The following is a 20,371-nucleotide window of genomic DNA, read 5'->3' on the forward strand; positions in this document are numbered from 1 at the left end:
CTGATGGCGCTTCGCTTATCAGGCCTACAAGGGCTGGTCCTGTAGGCCGGGTAAGGCGCAGCCGCCACCCGGCGCTTTCGCAGACGCGTTCCGCTCCGCCAGCAGCCGACAAATCTCCGCATGCTTCTCCTCGGTGAAGGTAAAGCGCGACATAAACACGATGCGGATCACCGACCCAATCGCTGGCAGCAGGCAAATGCCGAAGAACAGCCCCGACAGCACGCCTTCGCTCTGAATTTGCGCCTGCGGCACGTAGCCAATCATCGTCAGAAACACGCCGATTAACCCGCCGCCCACCGCCACCGACATCTTGCCGGTAAAGGTCTGCCCGGAGAAGGTGATCGCCGCGCAGCGCTTGTTCGTGTGGTACTCCGCGTACTCGATGGTGTCGGCAATCATCGACGAGGTGAGGATGTTGGTCATCATCACGAACAGCGTGCTCAGGCCGAGCAGAATAAACAGCATCGTCACCTGCTGATACCCGACAAACCACATCACCACGCGCACCGCCACGTCCAGCCCGCAGAGGATCATAAACAGCTTCCGCTTCTGCATCCGGCGCGTCAGCATCGGGGCGACCAGGCACAGCACCGCCGCCACAATCCCCATTACGCCAATCGCCATCTGCAGGCTGCCGTCGCCCAGATTGTTGATAAAGAAGTAGATATACAGCCCGCCCGCCACGTTGTGGAACACGCAGAAAAAGAACGACAGCAGGACGATAAACAGCGGCTTGTTCTGGCGCAGGTTGTGGAAGGTATCGCGCATCGTCACCTTTTCCGGGCTCGGCGGCACGCGCTCTTTGATCTGCATAAAGCCGTTGAGCATCAGCGGCAGGCCCACCAGCATCATCACCAGCGCCGCCATAAAGTAGCCTTTATCGTTGCTGTACTGGGCGAAGAACGCCGCCAGCTTCGGGAAGAAGATGTTGGCGCACGCAATCCCCGCGTTCACCCCGAGCATCGCCGCCGTCACCGCGCGGGTGCGCTGGGCGGAGTCGTTGGTCATCACCGACGACATCGACCAGAACGGAATATCGGAGATGGCATACAGCGTCCCCCACAGGATGTAGGTCACCCCGGCGTAGAGGATTTTGGTGGTCATGTCCGCTTCGATTTTATAGAACGACAGCAGCGTGACGCCGGTGATCAGCAGCGGGGCGATCAGCAAAAAGTGGCGAAACTTGCCGAACCGGCTGTTAATGGTGTCCATAACGCTGGCAAACAGCGGATCGTGAACCGCGTCCCACGCGCGGGCAATCAGGAAGATGGTGCTCGCCGCCAGCGCCGAGATCCCCAGCACGTCGGTGTAAAAATAGTTAATAAACGAACCCACTAAACCAAAGCTAAAACACTGACCTAAACCATAACCAAAATAAGACCACAGCTCGCGTGACGGTATTTTCATTGTCGTTGCCATTGTTAAATGCCTGCCTGGTTGCCCGGCGGTGGACCGCCGGGTCGATATTATTAGCCTTGTGCCTGCGGGGCGATCTTGCGCAGCTGCTGCATCAGGGCGATTTCACGGCGCGAGAACGGGATGCCGTTCTCCTCGAACACGTCGTGGAACCAGAGGCGGCAGTAGTCCGTGGACTCCTTCATCACCACCGGCCACGGCAGCCACGTCTGGGTTTTGCCGCGCACCAGCCCCCACTGGTACGGTGCGACCTTCGCCGCGTACATCAGCGGAAGCTGCTCTTCGATGGTGCTGCCCACGTGGCGCGCCAGCCATTCGGTGCAGAACAGCGGGCGACCAAGCTGTTGCAGCTGCTGAATAATCGCCGTCATGCGCCCGGTGTGGGTGTAGGCGTGGAAGCTCACCACGTCCGAGAGCGCCAGCGCGGTCTGGTCCAGCGGATGCTGGAAGAACGTCTCGCCCTCCTCCTCCGGCGGCAGACGCCAGGCGCAGACGGTGAGCGGCTGGGTAGGGTCTTCTTCACGCACCCACTGGAATGCGAGCTTCATTAGCGCGTGGGCGCAGGTCTCCAGCTTCGCGTCGTACTGCACCTCCTGCGTGCCGGTCGCGAAAATGCCGCGGTTGCCCGGCTCGTTATAGAGATCCCACAGCAGGACACGCTTATCCTCGCGGAACTGGCGGACAACGTCGCGGATATAGCGCTCAATGGCTGCCCAGCAGTCGGGATCGCACACTTTGTCGCGCCCCGGGCTCGCCGCCGCCTGGCTGTTGTGCTTGCCCGGTACCGGTGGCTTTTGCGGGCCGAGGTACGGCTCGTCGCCGGAGAAGCCGCAGTCGTCCATCAGGGTCAGCATGGTGCTGAATCCGTGGACGTCGGCAATCGTCAAAAACCGGTCGATGCGCGCCATCAGCCCGTCGCGATCGTGCTCCCAGACGATAAACGGCAGGTTGATGCGCAGGGTGTTGTAGCCCGCGTCCGCCGCCCAGCCCAGCTCGCGCTCGATGGTGGCGGCATCGAAGGTCTCTGCCTGCCAGATATCGGTCCAGTTCACCGCCGTTGACGGCAGATAGTTAAACCCGCACAGCCAGCCTTTTAGCTCATACCACGCCTGTGCCTGCTCCCTGCTCCACTGCTCTTTCATTACGCGTCCTCTTACTGATAATATTTAGCTAATAAATATTAGTTGCAGGATAAATGCGCAAATCACGGCGCTCCGAAAAGCGACGGCTCTCACAAAGTTCACGCTTCGATGAATGAGAAACGTGATCGACGGCGCTAAAGCGTGCGGTTAGGGTATGATGCGAAGTCGCGAAAGGGAGAGGACGGATGAAGCGAAAAACGAAAGTGACGATGAACGATATTGCGCGGGCGGCGGGCGTGTCGCAGGCGACGGTATCGCTGGTGCTTAACCAGTCCCGCAACATCAAGCTCAGCGACGACACCCGCCAGCGGGTGATTAGCGTCGCCACCGAGCTCGGCTACGACCGCCTCCCCGCCGTTCACGCCCCGCGCAACCAGGAGGAGATCGCCCTGCTGGTCAGCTCCATGCAGAGCTTCGACCCGTTTATCGACGCCATCAGCCAGGCGCGGGAAGCCGCGTGGCGCAACGAGACCCTGCTCACCGTCTACGACTACGGCGACGATATCGAGCTGGCGCTGAACATCATCCGCCAGCTGGAGAAGCGCAACTGCATCGGGATTATTCTCGCCTCTCCGGTCACCACGCTGGTGGATATGACGGCCTTCCAGGACTGCACCCGCATCCCGCTGGTGCTGCTCAACCAGCGCGACCCCGGCTCGCCGCTGCTGCCGTCGTTTATCCCGGACGACTACGCCAACGCCTTCCAGGTGACGAAACACCTCATCGCCTGCGGGGCCACGCGCATCGCCCACATCACCGGGGAGAGCTGGATGGAGGCCTCGCGCCAGCGTCTGGCGGGCTACCAGGCCGCGCTGCAGCAGGCCGGACTCGCGTGCGACGACGGCCTGGTGCGCCAGACCAACTGGCAGTTCAGCGAGTCCTTTACCGCCACCACCTCCCTGCTGGAACTGGCCGAGCGCCCGGACGCCATCTTCTGCGCCAGCGACTGGCTGGCGATTGGCTGCTATCAGGCGCTGGCGGTGAACGGCGTGCGCATCCCGCAGGATATGCTGCTGGCGGGCTACGACGACCAGAAGATCTCGGAACAGCTCACCCCGCCGCTGACCAGCATCCAGCTGCCCTACAGCGAGCTGGGACGGCTGGCGGTGGAGTACCTGTGCAATCAGGAAGATGCCGCCACGCACGTGACGCTGGCGGGCAGGCTGAAGGTGCGCGCCTCAAGCCTCGTCTGAGGTAAACACCATGCCCCCGTAGGGCTTCTCGCGACACGCCGCCAGCCGCGCGGCGAGGCTGCCCACGTGCAGCTCCAGCTTGTGCCCGTCCGGGTCGAGAAAATAGAACGACGACCCCTCGCTTTTGTTCTGCTTCCAGACGGTGACGCCCGCCTGCTCCAGCCTTTGCGAGAATGGTTCAAAATCAGCTTCCGCCACGGTAAACGCGTAGTGGGTATAGTCGCTCTCCTGCGGCGACACGTGCTGGCGCGCCTCGTCGTACGACAGGCAGACCCACAGATCGCCACAGGTGAGATAGGCCCCGGTATTCCAGCGGGCGTGCAGCGCAAGCCCCAGCAGCTCGTGCCAGAAGGTGACGCTTTTTTGCAGGTCGCTGACCGCGAGGGTCAGGTGGTTGAGTGATTGCAGCATGACGTGCCCTTTTGTTTTTCGCGCCGGACGTGGTACGGTAAAGAGATGAACATAAACCACGCCGTCCTCACCGTAAACCGCTGGTGGCTGCCTTCTTAAAGGCGGCACGGAGTAGTTTTCCCCATTTTCAGATAGCCGCCGAAAGGCGGCTTTCACACATTTAAGACCCCTTTCGGCAACTGCCCATTAAGGAGTCTTTATGAACGCACCAACTATCCTCACCGGCGATCGCCCAACCGGCCCGCTGCACCTCGGCCACTTCGTCGGATCGCTGCGCCAGCGCGTGGCGCTCCAGCACACGCACAGCCAGTTTGTGCTGATTGCCGACCTGCAGGGGCTGACCGACAACGGCAGCAACCCGCAGAAGATCCGCGACAACATCCCCGAAGTGCTGGCCGACTACCTCGCCGCCGGTATCGACCCGAACCTGACCACGATCTGCCTGCAGTCTGCCCTGCCCGCCCTCGCCGAGCTGACGATGCTGTATATGAACATCGTCACCGTCGCCCGCGTGGAGCGTAACCCGACGGTGAAAAACGAGATTGCGCAGAAGGGCTTCGCCCGCTCGCTGCCGGTCGGGTTTATGGCCTACCCCATCAGCCAGGCGGCGGATATCACCGCGTTCAAGGCCGAGTGCGTGCCCGTCGGCGACGACCAGTTGCCGATGATTGAGCAGACCAACGAGATTGTGCACAAGATGAACAGCCTGCTGCCCACCCCGGTGCTGCGCCACTGCAAGGCGATGCTGAGCGACACCAGCCGTCTGCCCGGCATCGACGGCAGCGCTAAGATGTCAAAATCGCTGGGCAACACGCTGCACCTTTCGGCCAGCGAAGAGACAATTCATCGTGCGGTGAGCGCCATGTACACCGACCCGAACCACCTGAAGGTGAGCGACCCGGGGCAGATTGAGGGGAACGTGGTGTTTACTTACCTCGACGCGTTTCATCCGGACAAGGAGAAAGTGGCGGCGATGAAGGCGCACTATCAGGCGGGCGGGCTGGGCGACCGGGTGTGTAAGAACGAGCTGGAGGCGTGCCTGCAGGAACTGATTGCGCCGATGCGGGAGCGGAGAGCGATGTATATGCAGGACAAGGGAGAGCTGATGGCGATGCTGAAGCGCGGCACGGAACGGGCGCAGGGGGTGACGCAGGAGACGTTGAGGGAGGTGAAGGTTGGGCTGGGGGTGCCGGTGTTTTGAAAGCGGCTTAAATAATAATCCCGGCGCAGGGCCGGGATATTTATCAGGTGTTGCGCTTGATCACCGGAATATCACCGGTGTCATTTAACGCGCCCGGAAACGTTTTTAACCATTGTGCGACTTTGTGCTTATTTATATTCACCACGCTCATACCTTCCAGGCATCCCCATAATTCTCTTGTATGCTGCGGCGTAATCACGATGCAGTCTTTCATAGCGCGGATTTTCACGGGCATACCGTTGATAAAGCCTGCACGGGTTAACCAGTCGCCGCCCAGAAGAAGATATTTCATATCTATGCGCGCATACAGTTCGCAGCAGGCGGCACTGTCCTGCTGCGTTTCCGCGCGAGGATGGACGGGCGCCGCGTTGGGCTGGTTGCCGTGAAGTCGGCGGGCGCTGTTTTTGCGCACCAGCTCGCGGTTTTCAATCATGCCGGTGAAAGCGTCTGATTCTGTTTTGCAAACAGTAAACTCTGGCTTAAAATTCGTCGCAGCCATTTTCAACTCCTTGAAAGTTGTTTGTGGTTAGCGGTATGGGGGTGTTGCAGCACCTTCATATCGCGAATTCTCTCTTTAAATATTCCTTGATACTTCCTTTGCCGTTCGGCGTAATTTCTGGTGCTCATTATACAGGGCTGAATATAAATACAGCGGTTTGGTGTGGGGTAAATTTGGAATTTGCGAGGAGGGTTCAGGAAAAAAGTTCGTGTGCGGTAAGATCATGTTTTTGCTGATTGTGGGTTGATTGGTCTGGGTTTTGCGAGCATCATCGCAATTATTTTCCTTCTTCCGTAACGCGATGGCTTCCAGCAAAACTCTCGAACAGGCAATTGCCGATATCACCATCTGGCGCAAAGGCGAACAGCGTGCGCCGCATAAGCCTTTATTGCTTCTGTACGTGCTGGCGAACTATCAGCAGGGGCATGCGCGACTGTTTGATTATGGAACCGAGGTTCACGAGCAGTTGCTTAGCCTGTTAGAACGCTTTGGCCCACAGAGGAAGGCGCATTACCCGAATATGCCTTTCTGGCGGCTCAAAGGGGATGGATTTTGGGATCTGAAGAATACTGAGTTCTGTTCGACCATTGGCAGTAAGCAACCGCCTGTTAAAGAACTTGTGGAACATAACGTCGCAGGCGGGTTTGATGAAGAACACTTTGCGCTGCTGAATAAGAACAAAAATCTGATCAGCTCGCTGGCGCAGCAGATCCTTGAAGCGCACTTTCCTGAAAGCATTCAGGAAGAGATCGCGGATGATATGGGCTTTGATATCCAGCAGATCCGTAAGGTTCGAGATCCGCTGTTTCCTGGCTGGCCTGAGAGCGTATGAGTGCATATCTATGGCGCATGAAAACGCATGAGTCTCATACGCCATTTGTGACGCGAAAGCCCTTGTGTGGTGGCACCTGAGACGATTTACGGGGTGCATGAAAACCAGTCTGTTAAGCGAAGCGGGCGGGGCAGTGCGCGAAACGATGTAAATCCTAAGCCTCGTACTCTTAACGTGCGTCAAGCGCTTTGGTGGCATATATGTAGAGCTACGTATCAACTTGAACAGAGGATGTACTTTTTTTCGTCTTTATCTGATAGCATCAGACAATTGACAACTAATTATTTAAGTCTATGAACGTTAAGACAATCAATCGAGAAGCAGGCAAAACCTCTGGTCGCGGTTTACCTTTTCAACGCACCAGAGCTGCACAACGCCTTTTGAGACTTATAAAACAAAATGGACCAAGAGCATGCTACTGCGCAACTGAGTTTATCGAAGACTCTGCAACGCTTGTTCCAGAAAACTCAGGCGTTGACCTGGAAATAGAAGAGAATAAAATTTACACCAGTGGTCTAAGTTTTAATAGCGAACCAATTAAAAATACTTTGGTAGCGTTTGCGGACCAGTACATTGCTTATTTTAACGATAACCAAACGATTGATTTTTCCATATTCTGTTATGCAAGGATAGCTCAAGAGCAACTTGACAACAAATATATATTAGACCTTATCCCAAATTATACAATTACTACTACCAAGGAAACTCGATTTAGTATTTTAAAAAAAATTGTCAACTTTGAAAATTTAGATGAAGATGAAATTACAATCTCACGACATTTATTCTTAGATGAATACAAAAAGCAATACACTTTTTACACAGACAAAGATAAGACAATCATCGATTACATAGGTGGCAATTATAATAAAGTATCTGCATGGACAAATGAAGAATTTAATGAATTTATAAAGGGAATCACTATTATCATGATTGATTCCGATATTTCCGCATTAGATGAATCAGTAAAAGAAGATATAAAAAAATGTGAGTTTTACAATCAACGTCATTCTGGTCAAGAAGATATAATCCTTAGCGCGATTGAAATTTTATTTGATAAATCACAGCAAGACGAACGAAAATTTGGACGTTTTGTTAGCCGTGAAAAAGTACAAGTTGTTTTCTTGCAAATTGCAGCAAACAATGATGAGTATAAACCAATTGATCCATCATGGGAGGGTTTTGAAGAGATTGACACTGAGGACCAGAGAAATCTCACTGAAAAATACCTAAGTGTATGTAAGGACATTTCCATACGAAAACTTAAAAGACTGAGTCTTACGGCAACAAATTCCAGAGCAAATGAGAGTATATTCGGGCATGAGTACGCTTCTCTACGATGCAAAATATACGAATGGTGTGATGAATACTTAGAAAATAATTGCTCAAAGAGAACTTTCTCACCTGATGAACTTAACATTCATTTAGACGAAATGATTGAATTATGTTATAATAATGTGCAGGATCGTAAAAAAACTTATAGGATAAGAATAAATGATCGCGATAATATCAAAGGAATTATATTAAGTTTATTTGATGACTGCTATTTAGCTTATGACGAATAATAAAACATGAACAGTATAAAGAAAGATGTTCGAATTAAACAAATCAACTTCATTTCTGGAGAGGATTTTTATTTTTTGACATATTTGATCTTGATTTGCCTAAAGGAAATATCAAATAAAAAAATGGTGTTTAAGGATCACAGAAAGCTTACTTTCATTATGCAGCTTATTGCATCTCCTTCAGCAATTTCGATACTGGCAAACAACGAGCATAATTCCAATTTGCATCCAGAGGATAAGGAAATATTATTCGATACATTTGTCAAAGCGTCATTGAATGAAAGGGAAGTATATAAGATACTAAGAAGCTTAGAGAAGAATAAGATAATATCCTTAATCAGCACAGAAAAGCCAGATTGCTATGACGTCAAGATAATCAACAAAGATAAAATAAATACTTTCTTTACGACAGAAATATTTTACACTGAGTTCAGTAATGTCAATATTTTGAAAGGCATCGTTCAGAGAATAAACAGTTTAACCTTAAATACTTTAATCGCTAGAGTATTCGAAAGCTACGGACTTAAACTATGGGCCAATTAAAAATCCATAAAGTTCACTATGAAGGCAAAATTTATAATTTTAGTTCGCCTGCATTAGATGAACATAAAATAAACATCATAGAAGCACCAAATGGAAGCGGGAAGTCAACTTTATTCGACCTTATTTATTACTCTTTAGGCGGAAAAGTTTCTCATTTCAATAAGAGTGAAAAAATAACGCATAAAGAAATTGTTAACGATAGTTCAAATTTTATTGAGCTAGAAATTTTTGCTAATGGTAGTTTTTATAAACTGGTCCGAAAAATTGGTGAAAACCTTATAACAATAATTTCAGAGAAAGACATTGTAATTAATGGGGAAAATCTTGGGAACTTCACTTACCTTCCTATAAATAGGAATAGACTTGATGATTACATTTTTTCTGACTGGCTTTTAAATGAGCTAGGCATCCCAGCTATAGAAATTTTTCACTCTGGGAAAAACTTCAAAATTGGCTTCAACGATCTACTTCGTTTGATATATCACAATCAAGGTACTGATACTAACATCATATACAAACCAGCGGATCAACAAAATTATGTAAGTGACTCTGTATTTCTTAGAAAGGCTATTTTCGAAGTCTTATTAGGAAAGACATTAGTCCAACTCTATGATGCCTATGGTGCTTTAAAACGCAAACAAAATAATTATGATAAAGCTAACATTCTTTATAATGAGTATTTTGGCATCGTTAGCGAGATGCACAAGCAATTAGGTATTAATGAAGTTATAAACGATCATTTTTTAAAAGAAAATATTCAGTCACTTTCTTTAGAAATTGAAAAGCTTATTAACTTTAGAAACAACAGTATTAAGATTAAAACAAAAGATAATATTGGGATAAACCAAACCGCAAAATTAAAAGACTCATTTAGTAGAACTGAAATTGAAATCATTGAACTTGAAAATAAAATTCTTAATAAGTACAAAGAAATTGAATCAATTAATGATATTATATCCAGAACGAGAGAAGATGCTCGTAGAATAGAAAAAATAATACATACGCATAAGCAGCTTGAAATATTCACCCCAGATACGTGTCCATATTGTCTTAAACATGTAGATCGCCCTACTCACAAGTGCGTATGTGGTAATGAAATAGATGAAAATGATTATAGGCGTTATTTCTACGATCCTAGTGAATATTATTCGCTTCTCAAGAGCAAAATAAAATCACTTGAAACCATGAAGATAGCTTTAGATTCTTCTAAAGAAGACCTTGAGTCGCTAAACACAAGCATTAATAAATTAAGAATAATCAACTCTCAAATAAAAGATGAGTTAAGTAGTGCACTTGACAAGATAGAATATTTGACTGATTTCGATGCAATTGATGAAGTGGAAGATCATGTAATCGATAAAAAAGAAAAAATCAGTAATCTTAAGCAAGCTTTAATCCTTGAAGAGCGCTTACAAGGTTATCAAAATGATAAAAGTAAGTCTAAGACTGAAATGGACATTGCTAAATTAGTTGTCGAGAGACTTGAAGCTTCAGCGGCACAGGAGCTTATTGAAAAAGTAAACCAATTCAGTAAATATTATAATAAATTCATGAGGATATCGCTTCAGGATTGTAGATCCGCTGAAATTAGCGCAGACGATTACATGCCGCTAATTAACAATGGTGATTATAAGGAAGCAAGTGCTAGTGTTCACAAAAGATTTTTATATTACGTCACACTTCTGCAAATGTCATTGCTTGATGATATACCTTTCCCAAGGTTACTATTAATTGACACTCCTGAAAACATAGGGATTGATAATGATAATCTTAAGCAAATGATAGGATGCTTGCATTCATTAGAGAATCCTCGCAATTTAGATTATCAAGTAATTTTATCTACGGGAGTAGATAAATTCCCTGAGTCATTAAAAAGCAATGTTATATTAAATTTATCTAAAGAAAATCGACTATTGAAACATAAATAATGAAAGGCCTGCGAGCAGGCCTTTCATAGCCTTATCATCTATTGGATTTTTTGCATAATCATATGGCATAATCCATGAATCCTTATTAGAGTCTAAGAAATCAGCCCACCATTGCACCATTAATTTCCGCTCATCTAAATGCTCTGATGTATGAATATAAGCCGCACGGACATTATTACGTTCAGAATGGCTTAATTGCCGCTCTATAGCGTCATCGCTCCATAACCTAGACTCTCCCAAAGCACCACGCGACATTGTTCTGAATCCATGCCCGCAAACTTCAGTTTTCGTATCATAACCCATCGCACGCTACCGTGTTTTCGCTCATAACTTTAGCTGCGTCGTGATCCCCAGGGAATAGCAGCTCTTTATCACCACTAATTTTCTTGAGCTGCTTTAACAAAACCATCGCCTGCCGACTGAGAGGAACAATATGCTCCTCTTTCATCTTCATGCCACGATACGAGTAACACACACCTTTAATTTCTTCTCGCTTCGTAGGTATACGCCAAAGGGATTTATCGAAGTCGAATTCATCCCAACGAGCGAAACGTAATTCACTGGAACGTACAAAAGTGAGTAAGGAAAGCTCGACCGCGATCCGTGTCATTACACGGCCACGATATGCAGCGAGACGAGCAAGAAACTCAGGGAAACGGTTAGATGGTAACGCTGGATAGTGTCGCGCTTTGGTTGTCGATAACGCACCAACCACATCACTGGCTGGATTTGAGTCGATGAAATCGTTCTGTACAGCATAACGCATAATAGCCGTGACGCGCAGCTGAAGACGCTGCGCAACGTCATGCTTTCCACTGGCATAAACCTTTTTAATCGGGGCTAACAGGTGACTGGTTTTGAGCTGGCGAATGTCGGACGAACCGATATGAGGGAAGATATAAAGCTCAAGATAGCAAAGAACGCGCGATCGATGGTCTTCACTCCATCGCTTATTACTAGCGTGCCATTCGCGAGCAATGGTTTCGAAAGCATACGCCCCTGAATTCTCGGCTTGAGCTTCTTTCTTTTCGGCTTTTGGGTCAATGCCCAGGACTAATATTTTTTTAGCTTCATCGCGCTTTGCTCTTGTCTGAGCAAGCGTCACCGTAGGCCAACCACCAAAAGCGAGGCGATCCTCTTTTTTGTCAGAGGGCCTTCTGTATTTCATGCGCCAGTATTTAGAACCCTTGGCCGAAACCTCGAGATACAAACCGCCGCCATCGGCCATTTTGTAGGTTTAGTCTTTTGGCTTTGCGGTCTCGACCTGACTGCCGTTGAGCTTAATTTGGGGGTACATTTCTAATCGAAGTTAAAATGCCACCAATGACATCAGGATTTCAACGGACAACTTCGGACGACTGAGGATGTGAAAATCGTTGTAGGCATTGATTTTTAAGAAATAATTGGACTTTATCGGATGGTTATGTAAGTACTAATGGTGCCGAAGGCCGGACTCGAACCGGCACGTATTTCTACGGTTGATTTTGAATCAACTGCGTCTACCGATTTCGCCACTTCGGCACTGAAGGGGATGCGGAAACGTTGTGGATTATACCTGTCGCGCGCCGCCATGCAAGCGACGACGCGCTAAACCCGCGCTAAGTGCCCAAAAAACCAGCGCCCTTTGTCACTCCAGCTCAGACACCGCCAGCCGAATCACTCTCGCCGCCTTCTGCTCAGGCAGCGCCAGCACCTTGGCCCACATCTCCTGCACCATATCGCAGGAGAGCTTCTCTTTGCCCACCGCCTTCTCCGGCATCTGCAGCAGCTGGATGTCCTCGCCATACTTATCGGCAAGCGCCTTCATTATCGGTCGCACATCCTCGACGGCCGCCTCGCGTTCGGCCGGGGTCACGGTGTGGCGGTTTTTGCCGTAGGCCGCGCGCATCATGTCGGCGTCGGCCTGCATGCGCCGCGTCATCAGGTCTTTATCCAGCATGCGCATCGGGTTCACGCCGCCCTTCACCATCGGGTAGAGGAAGCGGAAGCAGGCGTCGTCGCTCACCTTCTGGATGGCGGCAGTCTGCTCCATGTTGATGGTCATGTAGTTCACCACGTTGGCGTCCGGGGCGTTTTGCAGGCGCGACATCTGCAGATGCAGGATCTGCGGCTGGATGGTGTCGATAATCTGCTGCTCCGGCTCGCCCGCTTTTTGCAGGGCGGCCATCTGGTCGAGGATGCGCTGATGCAGCGCGGGCTCCTGCTCCTTAATCACCTGCCAGGCGGGCATCGCGTTGAGGGTGGTATCAATCTGGTGTTCGGGGGCACGCTGCTTATCGAAGAATACCCAGAACGCCACGGCGGCGGCCGCAATGACGACAATCACAATACGGGTCCACGTTTTATTCATCTCGCATCCTTATCCTTGAATTATGCCGGTTTACACCGGCACGCCGCTGTGGAAGCGAAACTCGTTGTCCGGTGTCGAGATAAGTGTGGCTTCAATTTCGCCAAAAAGCTTTATGCGCGGTGAGATATCGTCGTCGCTCACCTGCCGGGCAAGCGTCAGGTAGTCCTGATAGTGGCGCGCTTCCGAGCGCAGCAGCGAGAGATAAAACTTCTGCAGGTCGTCGTCGAGGAACGGGGCCAGCGCGGCGAAGCGTTCGCAGGAGCGGGCTTCGATGTAGGCGCCGCAGATGAGCTTGTCGATCAGCGTCAGCGGTTCGTGGGTGCGCACTTCCTTCAGCATCCCTTTGGCGTAGCGGCTGGCGGTGATTTTGACGTATGGAATATCGCGGGCCAGCATCGCCTCGCGCACCTGCCAGAAGTGGTGCAGCTCCTCTTTAATCAGCAGCACCATGCTGTCGATGAGCGCCTGGCCCCACGGGTCGTCGGTTTTGGGCATCACGCTTTTGCCAATCTGCCTGTGCAGGGCGATGAAGTCCGGCTCCGGGCCGTCGCGGAAGGTGAACTGTTCGTAGGGTTTGAGCCAGTCGAGCAGCGCGTCGGCACCGCTTTCGTCGGCGACGTATTTACGCACCAGCAGCAGCGCGGTCTGGGCGGCCTTGAGCTCGCACACCATGTGGTCGGTGAGTAGCAGCGGCAGGTTCGCCGGATCGCGGGCTTTATCAATCCATGCTTGCGGGGTCGGGCACTGAAGGAAGTTGAGTACGGGGGCGAGTATCTGCGGGTAATCCATGGTTCTGCCTTGAAAAAGCGGTGGCGCGGGGCCACCGCCTGAAACGCTTAGTGACGCACGCCGTCGTCGTCTTCGTCGACGTAATCTTCGTCGTCACCTTCTTCGCCGTCTTCACCGTTCGGATCTTCGAAGTAGGTTCCCCAGCCGTCGTATTCCACGTCAAACTTCTCGGCCAGGTTCATCAGCTGTTCGACCTGCGCGTCGATCAGCTCCGCCTTCAGCGCGCCCTCGCTCAGGATGTCGCAGCAGATGACGGTGTCGCCCTCTTCCACTTCCAGCTCTTCCGGCTCGGTCACTTCGTAACCCAGCTTGAAGGCTTCCACGGCCATTTTTTCCAGCGCGTCGAAATCATCCGCAGAGAAATGGTGCTCGATGGTGTACAGCGCGTCCGGATCGCTGCCGTCTTCCAGCAGCTCTTCAATAATCAGACGCGTCTCTTCGCGTTGCTCTTCCAGTAATTCCGGGTTTGCCATGGCTCAATCCTCTTTAAAGTGCGGCAGATACTTCTATTTTCACACACGGACGGGTTTGCCTCCACCTTTGTTGGAAAGATTTGTGAAACGGGGTTGCAAATGAATAATTACACATATAAAGTGAATTTTAATTCAATAAGTGGCGTTCGCCATGTGAGGATAAAATGTCTGATCTGTACAAGAAACACTTTCTGAAATTGCTCGACTTTACCCCTGCACAGTTCACTTCTCTGCTGACCCTTGCCGCACAGCTCAAAGCCGATAAAAAAAATGGCAAGGAAGTACAGAAGCTTACTGGTAAAAACATCGCGCTCATCTTCGAAAAAGACTCGACCCGTACCCGTTGCTCTTTCGAAGTTGCCGCATTTGACCAGGGCGCGCGCGTTACCTATTTAGGGCCGAGCGGCAGCCAGATTGGGCATAAAGAGTCAATTAAGGACACCGCGCGCGTGCTCGGGCGGATGTACGACGGCATTCAGTATCGCGGCCACGGCCAGGAAGTGGTCGAAACGCTGGCGCAGTACGCGGGCGTGCCGGTGTGGAACGGGCTGACCAACGAGTTCCACCCGACCCAGCTGCTGGCGGACCTGCTGACCATGCAGGAGCACCTGCCGGGCAAAGGGTTTAACGAGATGACGCTGGTTTACGCGGGCGATGCGCGCAACAACATGGGCAACTCGATGCTGGAAGCGGCGGCGCTGACCGGGCTGGATCTGCGTCTGGTGGCCCCGAAGGCCTGCTGGCCGGAAGAGAGCCTGGTGGCGGAGTGCAGCGCGCTGGCGGAGAAGCACGGCGGGAAAATCACCCTGACGGAAGACGTGGCGGCGGGCGTGAAGGGCGCGGACTTTATCTATACCGACGTGTGGGTGTCGATGGGCGAAGCCAAAGAGAAATGGGCGGAGAGGATTGCGCTGCTGCGCGGGTATCAGGTGAACGCGCAGATGATGGCGCTGACCGGCAACCCGGACGTGAAGTTCCTGCACTGTCTGCCGGCGTTCCATGACGACCAGACCACGCTCGGCAAGCAGATGGCGAAAGAGTTCGACCTGCACGGCGGGATGGAAGTGACGGACGAGGTGTTTGAGTCGCCGGCGAGCATCGTGTTTGACCAGGCGGAAAACCGGATGCATACGATTAAGGCGGTGATGGTGGCGACGCTTGGGGAGTGAGCCCCTCTCCTACCTTGAGATGGTAATTATCTGCTGAATTATTTTTCAGCAGATAATCATTCCCAGTCTATTGGCATAAAAATTCATTTCCCTGACACACCCCACAAATATCTATCAACCATAATATATATTTATAATTTTATTAGTCATTATTTATTGGATGTATAATAGTTAATATTAATTCATTATCAATTACAAATCAGTGTATATTAACGGCGTAATATTTCCTTATTGCTGCATTTCGTTAATAAGGATTATCTATGTCATGGAATAAGCATGAAGCTGTGTCGTATGCCCGCAGCCACCCTTTACAGGCACTACTAATATGAAAAATATCTTACTAATTCTCTTCATATTTTCTTCCTCTGCAATGGCTGGCCACTCTGACCCGATTGAACGTGCTGTAAAATTTAACAGCTGGTACGTTAATCAAATCAACAAAGATGCATTTCCCATTACTGATGGAAACGAAATAGATAAATATGTCACAGCATCAACAATGAAAAAACTCCGACGCACTCAGGATCCTCGCTATGCAGACGAAGAGTTTTACGAGGCTGATATATTTTTAAAAGCGCAATACGTCGGCGATGACTGGCCGCAGAATGTAACTGCCATAGCCGGGGATACCGATCCAGTCTGTGTCAACGTATACATTGCATTCGGTAAAAAACAGGACCACGTAGTCATAGACTGCATGGTTAAAGAAAACAACTTATGGAAGGTGCAGTCGGTTTCTGCTGTTGAATTTTCAAGAAACCTGACTATACCGAACTGAGCCAAACAACGTACTGACAATGATATTGAATCGGTGCGCTCTTCTTGCCGGGTGGCGCTGCGCTTACCCGGCCTACACAACCCGTAGGCCCGTGCAAGCGAAGCGCCGCCGGGCAAACCGGCTCCATTTCATTGATTTTTCACCCCGAAAAAGGTACGTTTTCGCCTTAATTCCAGCGTGGACATACCAGCATTATGCCGATTATTCAGTCTGTTGAACGTGCGTTGCAGATCCTCGACCTGTTCAACGAGCAGGCCACCGAGCTTAAGATCACCGACATCAGCAAACTGATGGGGCTGAGCAAGAGTACCCTCCACTCGCTGCTGAAAACCCTGCAGCTTCACGGCTATATCGATCAGAACCCGGAGAACGGCAAGTATCGCCTCGGCATGAAGCTGGTCGAGCGCGGTCATTTTGTCGTGGGCTCCATCGATATTCGTCAGAAGGCGAAAGGCTGGCTGACGGAGCTGTCCCAGCGGACCGGGCAGACGACCCATCTGGGGATCCTGGACGGGCGTGAAGGGGTCTACATCGAGAAGATTGAAGGCAAGCTGGCCGCCATAGCCTATTCGCGCATCGGCCGCCGCCTGCCGGTTCACGCCACCGCCATCGGCAAGGTGTTGATTGCCTGGCTGGGCGAGACCGAGCTGAACGCCCTGCTTGAGGGCTATCAGTACACCACCTATACCCCTTCCACCCTCGCCTCTCGTGAAGAGCTAATGGCCGCCCTGACGCAGACCCGCGAGCAGGGCTATGCCCTTGATAGCGAAGAGAACGAGCAGGGCGTGCGCTGCGTGGCGGTGCCGGTGTGGAACCACGAGTCCCGCGTCATCGCTGCCCTGAGCCTGTCGACGCTGACCTCCCGGGTGGACGACGCCGAGCTGGCTGATTTCCGCGAGCAGCTTCAGCAGGCCGGGCTCCAGCTCTCACGCGCGCTGGGCTACCCGGCCTGAGCCGTTAGACCGGCTCGTAGGTGAAGTAGTCGAAGTCCGCGTAGCAGCCGTCGCCGCTGATGTCCTCGCAGTGCAGCCCCACAAATGCGCCGGTGAAGAAGCCGCGCCCGCCGATGTAGTCGTCCGATAGCTTCCACGCCTCATACGTTACCGGCACGGCGTGCCACGTCTCGCCGTCGAACGAGTAGCTGTAGCGGTAGACCAGCGTATCCACATCTACCCGCAGCCAGACGCTCTCCGCACTCTCCGGCACCGGAATGGGCTGCTCGTGCAGCGGCCATGACGGCACGTTGTGGTCGAGCTGAATAACCTTGATGGTTCTCCCCTGCCCCTCCTCGTAGTCCACAAAGCAGTAGCTCCAGTTTTTGCTGTTGTAGTAGCAGGTCAGCCCCGCGCTCTGCTGGAAGTGGACCGGCGAGAACTGCATCCGCGTTTCTGAACGAAAAGCGAAGTGCTGCCAGCGGCGCGCCACGGTCGACTGAGTAAAAGTCGAGTTGAGCGAGTCGTTGCCGTAGAGCCGTAAATAGCCGGGCCGCGCGGTGAGCGAGCCGAGGGTGTCGTCGAACGGGATGCGCAGGGTCTGCAGTTCCGGGTCGAGCGTGCTGCCGTCGAAGTCCTCCCGCCAGTTGCCCTGAATGGATGCAGGCTGTTCCGCCACCTGCGGGCCTTTCACGGTCAGCTGCGCGTGCTTGCCGCCTTCCACGTACGGCCAGCCGTCGCGCCACTCAATGCGGGCGATGCCGGTCTCGCGGCCCAGCGGGCAGTAGCCGCGTCCGCCGGAGGCCAGCAGCGGCACGCCGGGCAGGCGCAGCGGGCGGCTGGTGAGGTAGGCCATGTACCATTCCCCGGTATGGGTCTGCAGCAGCGAGCCGTGGCCGCTCTTCTGCAGCGGGTTCTCCGGCAGGTGCCAGCTGGTCATCATCGTCACGTCCGGGTGCAGTTCGTACGGCCCGTGGATATTTTTGGAACGCAGCACCACGACGGCGTGCTCGTAGCTGGTGCCGCCCTCGGCGACCATCAGGTAGTACCAGCCCGCGTGGCGATACAGGTGCGCCCCTTCGGTGTAGCAGAGCGGCGTGCCGGTAAACAGGGTTTTGCGCTCCGGCGCGAGGGTGCCGGTCTGCGGGTCAAATTCCTGCATCACAATGGTGTTGTGCGGGTTACTGTGGTGGCGCGGCCCCCACGGGCGATAGATATAGTATTTGCGGCCATCGTCGTCGTGGAACAGGGACGGGTCAAACCCGCCGTTGCCCATCGGGATCGGCTCGCTCCACGGCCCCTCGATGGACGGTGCAGTGACGAGGTAGTTGCGGCCGTTTTTCCACGGCGAATCGACAATCTTCACGTCGGTGTAGAGCAGCCAGAATTTGCCGTCGGCGTAGCTCAGGCACGGCGCCCAGATGCCGCCGGAGTCCGGGTTGCCCTTCATGTCCAGCATCGACACGCGGTCCAGCGGGGTGCTGACCAGCGACCAGTTTTTCAGGTCGCGGGAGTGGTAGATGCGCACGCCCGGGAACCACTCGAAGGTCGAGGTGGCGATGTAGTAGTCCTCGCCCTGACGGCAGAGGGACGGGTCCGGGTTGAAGCCGGTGAGTATTGGGTTGGTGATTTCCATATTGCCTCCGGTTAATGGGATGCGGCTGTCGCAGCGTCGGGAATGGCCTCGCCCTGCGCCGCGCGGTGCTTAATCAGCTGCTGGCTGATGGCCTCCACGCGGGCGTCGGTGAGCTTATAAAACGACAGCATGATGAACATGCCCGCGTAGAGCACCACGGGCACCACGCAGAACAGAATTTTGATGGTGGTCAGCACCTCGACCGGCTGCACGCTGCTGCTGGCGGAGTAGTTCACGTACGCCAGGATCCAGCCCACCACCGCCCCGCCAATCGCCAGGCCAATCTTCAGGCTGAACAGGTAGGTGGAGAACACCAGCCCGTCGAGGCGGCGACCGCTGCGGCTCTCCTCATAATCCACCACGTCAGAGGCCATCAACCACTGCAGCGGCGTGGTGGTGTTAAAGACGAACAGGAACAGGATGTTGAGGGCGAAAATCAGCGCGATGTGCTCCGCCGGGGTGACGAAAATCAGCAGGCTAATCAGCGAGTAAGCGACGATAATCCACTTGAAGGCGGTAACGCGGTCGAAGCGGCCCAGCAGGCGGGAGGAGCAGAGCGAGCCAAACATGGTGGCAAGGCTGCCGTAGAGTAAGAACTGGGTCGCCATCTCCGGGTGATCCATCACGTATTTCACGAAGTAGAGCGTCGCCCCGCCGCGCACCACGTTGGAACAGGTTGCCATCATCTTGAACGCGCACATGATGCGCCACTGGGTGTTGCCCAGCAGCAGCTTAAGATCTTTCGCCACCGACGAGCCCGGCTGTACCTCAAAGGTGTAGCGCTCTTTGGTGGTGAAGAAGCAGACGTAGAGCAGCACCACGCCGCTCAGCCCCAGAACGCACATGGCGCCGAAGTAGCCCACCTGCTCGTTCCCTTTGCCAATGATGCTGACCAGCGGCAGCGCGATGCCGCTGATGGCGAGCGAGCCCGCCGCGGCCAGGAAGAAGCGCCAGGACTGCAGGGCGTGACGCTCTTTCGGGTCGGCGGTAATGACGCCCGGCATGGCGCAGTACGGCACGTTAACGAAGGTGTAGACCAGGGTAAGGAGAATGTAGGTCACGCAGGCGTAGATGATCTTGCCCTGTGCAGAGAAGTCCGGCGTGTAGAAGGTCAGCACGCAGACGATGCCGAACGGGATGGCGCCCCACAGCAGGAACGGGCGGAACTGGCCGTGCCGCGTGCGGGTGCGGTCTACCAGCAGCCCCATCAGCGGGTCGGTGACGGCGTCGAGCACGCGGGAGACCAAAAACAGCGTGCCCATAATCCCCGCCGACAGGCCGAAGACGTCGGTGTAGAAATAGGCCAGCAGGAACATCGTGGCCTGCCAGACGAAGCCGCAGGCGGTGTCACCCAGCCCGTAGCCAATTTTGTCTTTCATGGTTAATTGCGTCATCAGAATTACACCCTTATGTAGTGTGCTGAATTACAACATCGTGTTAATGGAGTGTAATGAGCTGTTCAATTAACCAGCAATGGTCATATCTTATTTCTGAATTACGTTATTTTGCTTTTGTGA

General features: G+C 52.6%; 18 protein-coding genes, 1 tRNA gene and 2 pseudogenes. 10 read left to right on the plus strand and 11 right to left on the minus strand.

Annotated features, from left to right (window positions below; all coding sequences use genetic code 11):
• Window positions 1-24: 24 nt before the first annotated feature.
• Both AC2T6E_RS11930 and AC2T6E_RS11935 read right to left on the minus strand, forming a co-directional pair.
• Entirely contained in the window at window positions 25-1,419 is a 1,395-nt protein-coding gene (locus AC2T6E_RS11930) for an MFS transporter (RefSeq protein WP_486691896.1), read from the minus strand.
• 50 nt (window positions 1,420-1,469) lie between these two features.
• The gene (locus tag AC2T6E_RS11935; protein WP_486691899.1) at window positions 1,470-2,558 is read right to left on the minus strand and encodes a cellulase family glycosylhydrolase; all 1,089 of its coding nucleotides are present in this window, start codon (window positions 2,556-2,558) and stop codon (window positions 1,470-1,472) included.
• A gap of 185 nt (window positions 2,559-2,743) precedes the next feature.
• Between AC2T6E_RS11935 and AC2T6E_RS11940 the strand changes: the two genes are divergently transcribed.
• Window positions 2,744-3,751, plus strand: a complete 1,008-nt coding sequence (locus tag AC2T6E_RS11940; RefSeq protein ID WP_028015352.1) for a LacI family DNA-binding transcriptional regulator — start codon at window positions 2,744-2,746, stop codon at window positions 3,749-3,751.
• Here AC2T6E_RS11940 and fosA read toward each other — a convergent pair.
• Window positions 3,737-4,162, minus strand: coding sequence for a FosA/FosA2 family fosfomycin resistance glutathione transferase (gene fosA / locus AC2T6E_RS11945; protein ID WP_486691901.1), 426 nt, complete (start codon window positions 4,160-4,162; stop codon window positions 3,737-3,739). The two genes, AC2T6E_RS11940 and fosA, sit on opposite strands and share 15 nt — an antisense overlap.
• A 199-nt stretch (window positions 4,163-4,361) precedes the next feature.
• Between fosA and trpS the strand changes: the two genes are divergently transcribed.
• The gene (gene trpS, locus AC2T6E_RS11950; RefSeq protein WP_486691903.1) at window positions 4,362-5,363 is read left to right on the plus strand and encodes a tryptophan--tRNA ligase; all 1,002 of its coding nucleotides are present in this window, start codon (window positions 4,362-4,364) and stop codon (window positions 5,361-5,363) included.
• A 43-nt stretch (window positions 5,364-5,406) separates the two neighbouring features.
• Here trpS and AC2T6E_RS11955 read toward each other — a convergent pair whose 3' ends face one another.
• Window positions 5,407-5,862 carry a SymE family type I addiction module toxin gene (locus tag AC2T6E_RS11955; protein WP_486691905.1) on the minus strand — a complete coding sequence of 152 codons (456 nt, stop codon included), beginning with the start codon at window positions 5,860-5,862 and terminating at the stop codon, window positions 5,407-5,409.
• Window positions 5,863-6,163: 301 nt separating this feature from the next.
• On the opposite strand from AC2T6E_RS11955, the pseudogene AC2T6E_RS11960 reads away from it, so the two are divergent.
• From AC2T6E_RS11960 to AC2T6E_RS11975, 4 genes and pseudogenes are all read left to right on the plus strand, one after another.
• Window positions 6,164-6,722, plus strand: a pseudogene (locus AC2T6E_RS11960) (phosphorothioated DNA-binding restriction endonuclease); the annotation flags it as partial.
• Between the two features lie 265 nt (window positions 6,723-6,987).
• Entirely contained in the window at window positions 6,988-8,256 is a 1,269-nt protein-coding gene (locus AC2T6E_RS11965) for a hypothetical protein (protein ID WP_486691907.1), read from the plus strand.
• A 6-nt stretch (window positions 8,257-8,262) separates the two neighbouring features.
• On the plus strand, window positions 8,263-8,799 hold the full coding sequence (locus AC2T6E_RS11970) for a hypothetical protein (RefSeq protein WP_486691909.1): 537 nt from the start codon (window positions 8,263-8,265) through the stop codon (window positions 8,797-8,799).
• On the plus strand, window positions 8,787-10,727 hold the full coding sequence (locus AC2T6E_RS11975; RefSeq protein ID WP_486691911.1) for a hypothetical protein: 1,941 nt from the start codon (window positions 8,787-8,789) through the stop codon (window positions 10,725-10,727). Before AC2T6E_RS11970 ends, AC2T6E_RS11975 begins: the two co-directional genes overlap by 13 nt.
• Here the strand turns inward: AC2T6E_RS11975 and AC2T6E_RS11980 are convergent.
• The 5 genes and pseudogenes from AC2T6E_RS11980 to rraB form a co-directional block, all read right to left on the minus strand.
• Window positions 10,710-11,955, minus strand: a pseudogene (locus tag AC2T6E_RS11980) (tyrosine-type recombinase/integrase). The gene AC2T6E_RS11975 and the pseudogene AC2T6E_RS11980 overlap by 18 nt on opposite strands.
• Window positions 11,956-12,163: 208 nt before the next feature.
• Window positions 12,164-12,248: transfer RNA gene (locus AC2T6E_RS11985), tRNA-Leu, on the minus strand.
• Between the two features lie 106 nt (window positions 12,249-12,354).
• Window positions 12,355-13,077 carry a topoisomerase II gene (locus tag AC2T6E_RS11990; RefSeq protein ID WP_486691913.1) on the minus strand — a complete coding sequence of 241 codons (723 nt, stop codon included), beginning with the start codon at window positions 13,075-13,077 and terminating at the stop codon, window positions 12,355-12,357.
• A gap of 30 nt (window positions 13,078-13,107) precedes the next feature.
• Entirely contained in the window at window positions 13,108-13,866 is a 759-nt protein-coding gene (miaE, locus tag AC2T6E_RS11995; protein ID WP_023345335.1) for a tRNA isopentenyl-2-thiomethyl-A-37 hydroxylase MiaE, read from the minus strand.
• A 47-nt stretch (window positions 13,867-13,913) separates the two neighbouring features.
• On the minus strand, window positions 13,914-14,339 hold the full coding sequence (rraB, locus tag AC2T6E_RS12000) for a ribonuclease E inhibitor RraB (RefSeq protein ID WP_008501374.1): 426 nt from the start codon (window positions 14,337-14,339) through the stop codon (window positions 13,914-13,916).
• A 99-nt stretch (window positions 14,340-14,438) separates the two neighbouring features.
• Between rraB and argL the strand changes: the two genes are divergently transcribed.
• From argL to xynR, 4 genes are all read left to right on the plus strand, one after another.
• On the plus strand, window positions 14,439-14,534 hold the full coding sequence (argL, locus tag AC2T6E_RS12005; protein WP_213014347.1) for a putative translational regulatory protein ArgL: 96 nt from the start codon (window positions 14,439-14,441) through the stop codon (window positions 14,532-14,534).
• Entirely contained in the window at window positions 14,504-15,508 is a 1,005-nt protein-coding gene (gene argF, locus AC2T6E_RS12010) for an ornithine carbamoyltransferase (RefSeq protein ID WP_486691916.1), read from the plus strand. Before argL ends, argF begins: the two co-directional genes overlap by 31 nt.
• 325 nt (window positions 15,509-15,833) lie before the next feature.
• Window positions 15,834-16,286, plus strand: coding sequence for a DUF3828 domain-containing protein (locus AC2T6E_RS12015; RefSeq protein ID WP_148400896.1), 453 nt, complete (start codon window positions 15,834-15,836; stop codon window positions 16,284-16,286).
• 194 nt (window positions 16,287-16,480) lie between these two features.
• Entirely contained in the window at window positions 16,481-17,239 is a 759-nt protein-coding gene (gene xynR, locus AC2T6E_RS12020) for a DNA-binding transcriptional repressor XynR (RefSeq protein WP_134691264.1), read from the plus strand.
• Window positions 17,240-17,243: 4 nt separating this feature from the next.
• Here xynR and AC2T6E_RS12025 read toward each other — a convergent pair whose 3' ends face one another.
• Both AC2T6E_RS12025 and AC2T6E_RS12030 read right to left on the minus strand, forming a co-directional pair.
• Complete coding sequence (locus AC2T6E_RS12025; protein ID WP_486691919.1) at window positions 17,244-18,854, minus strand: glycoside hydrolase family 43 protein; 1,611 nt, start codon at window positions 18,852-18,854, stop codon at window positions 17,244-17,246.
• Between the two features lie 11 nt (window positions 18,855-18,865).
• Window positions 18,866-20,248: an MFS transporter gene (locus AC2T6E_RS12030; protein ID WP_148400899.1), complete on the minus strand. Its 1,383-nt coding sequence runs from the start codon at window positions 20,246-20,248 to the stop codon at window positions 18,866-18,868.
• Window positions 20,249-20,371 lie beyond the last annotated feature (123 nt).

Source organism: Enterobacter sp. B79-1 (assembly GCF_057444735.1).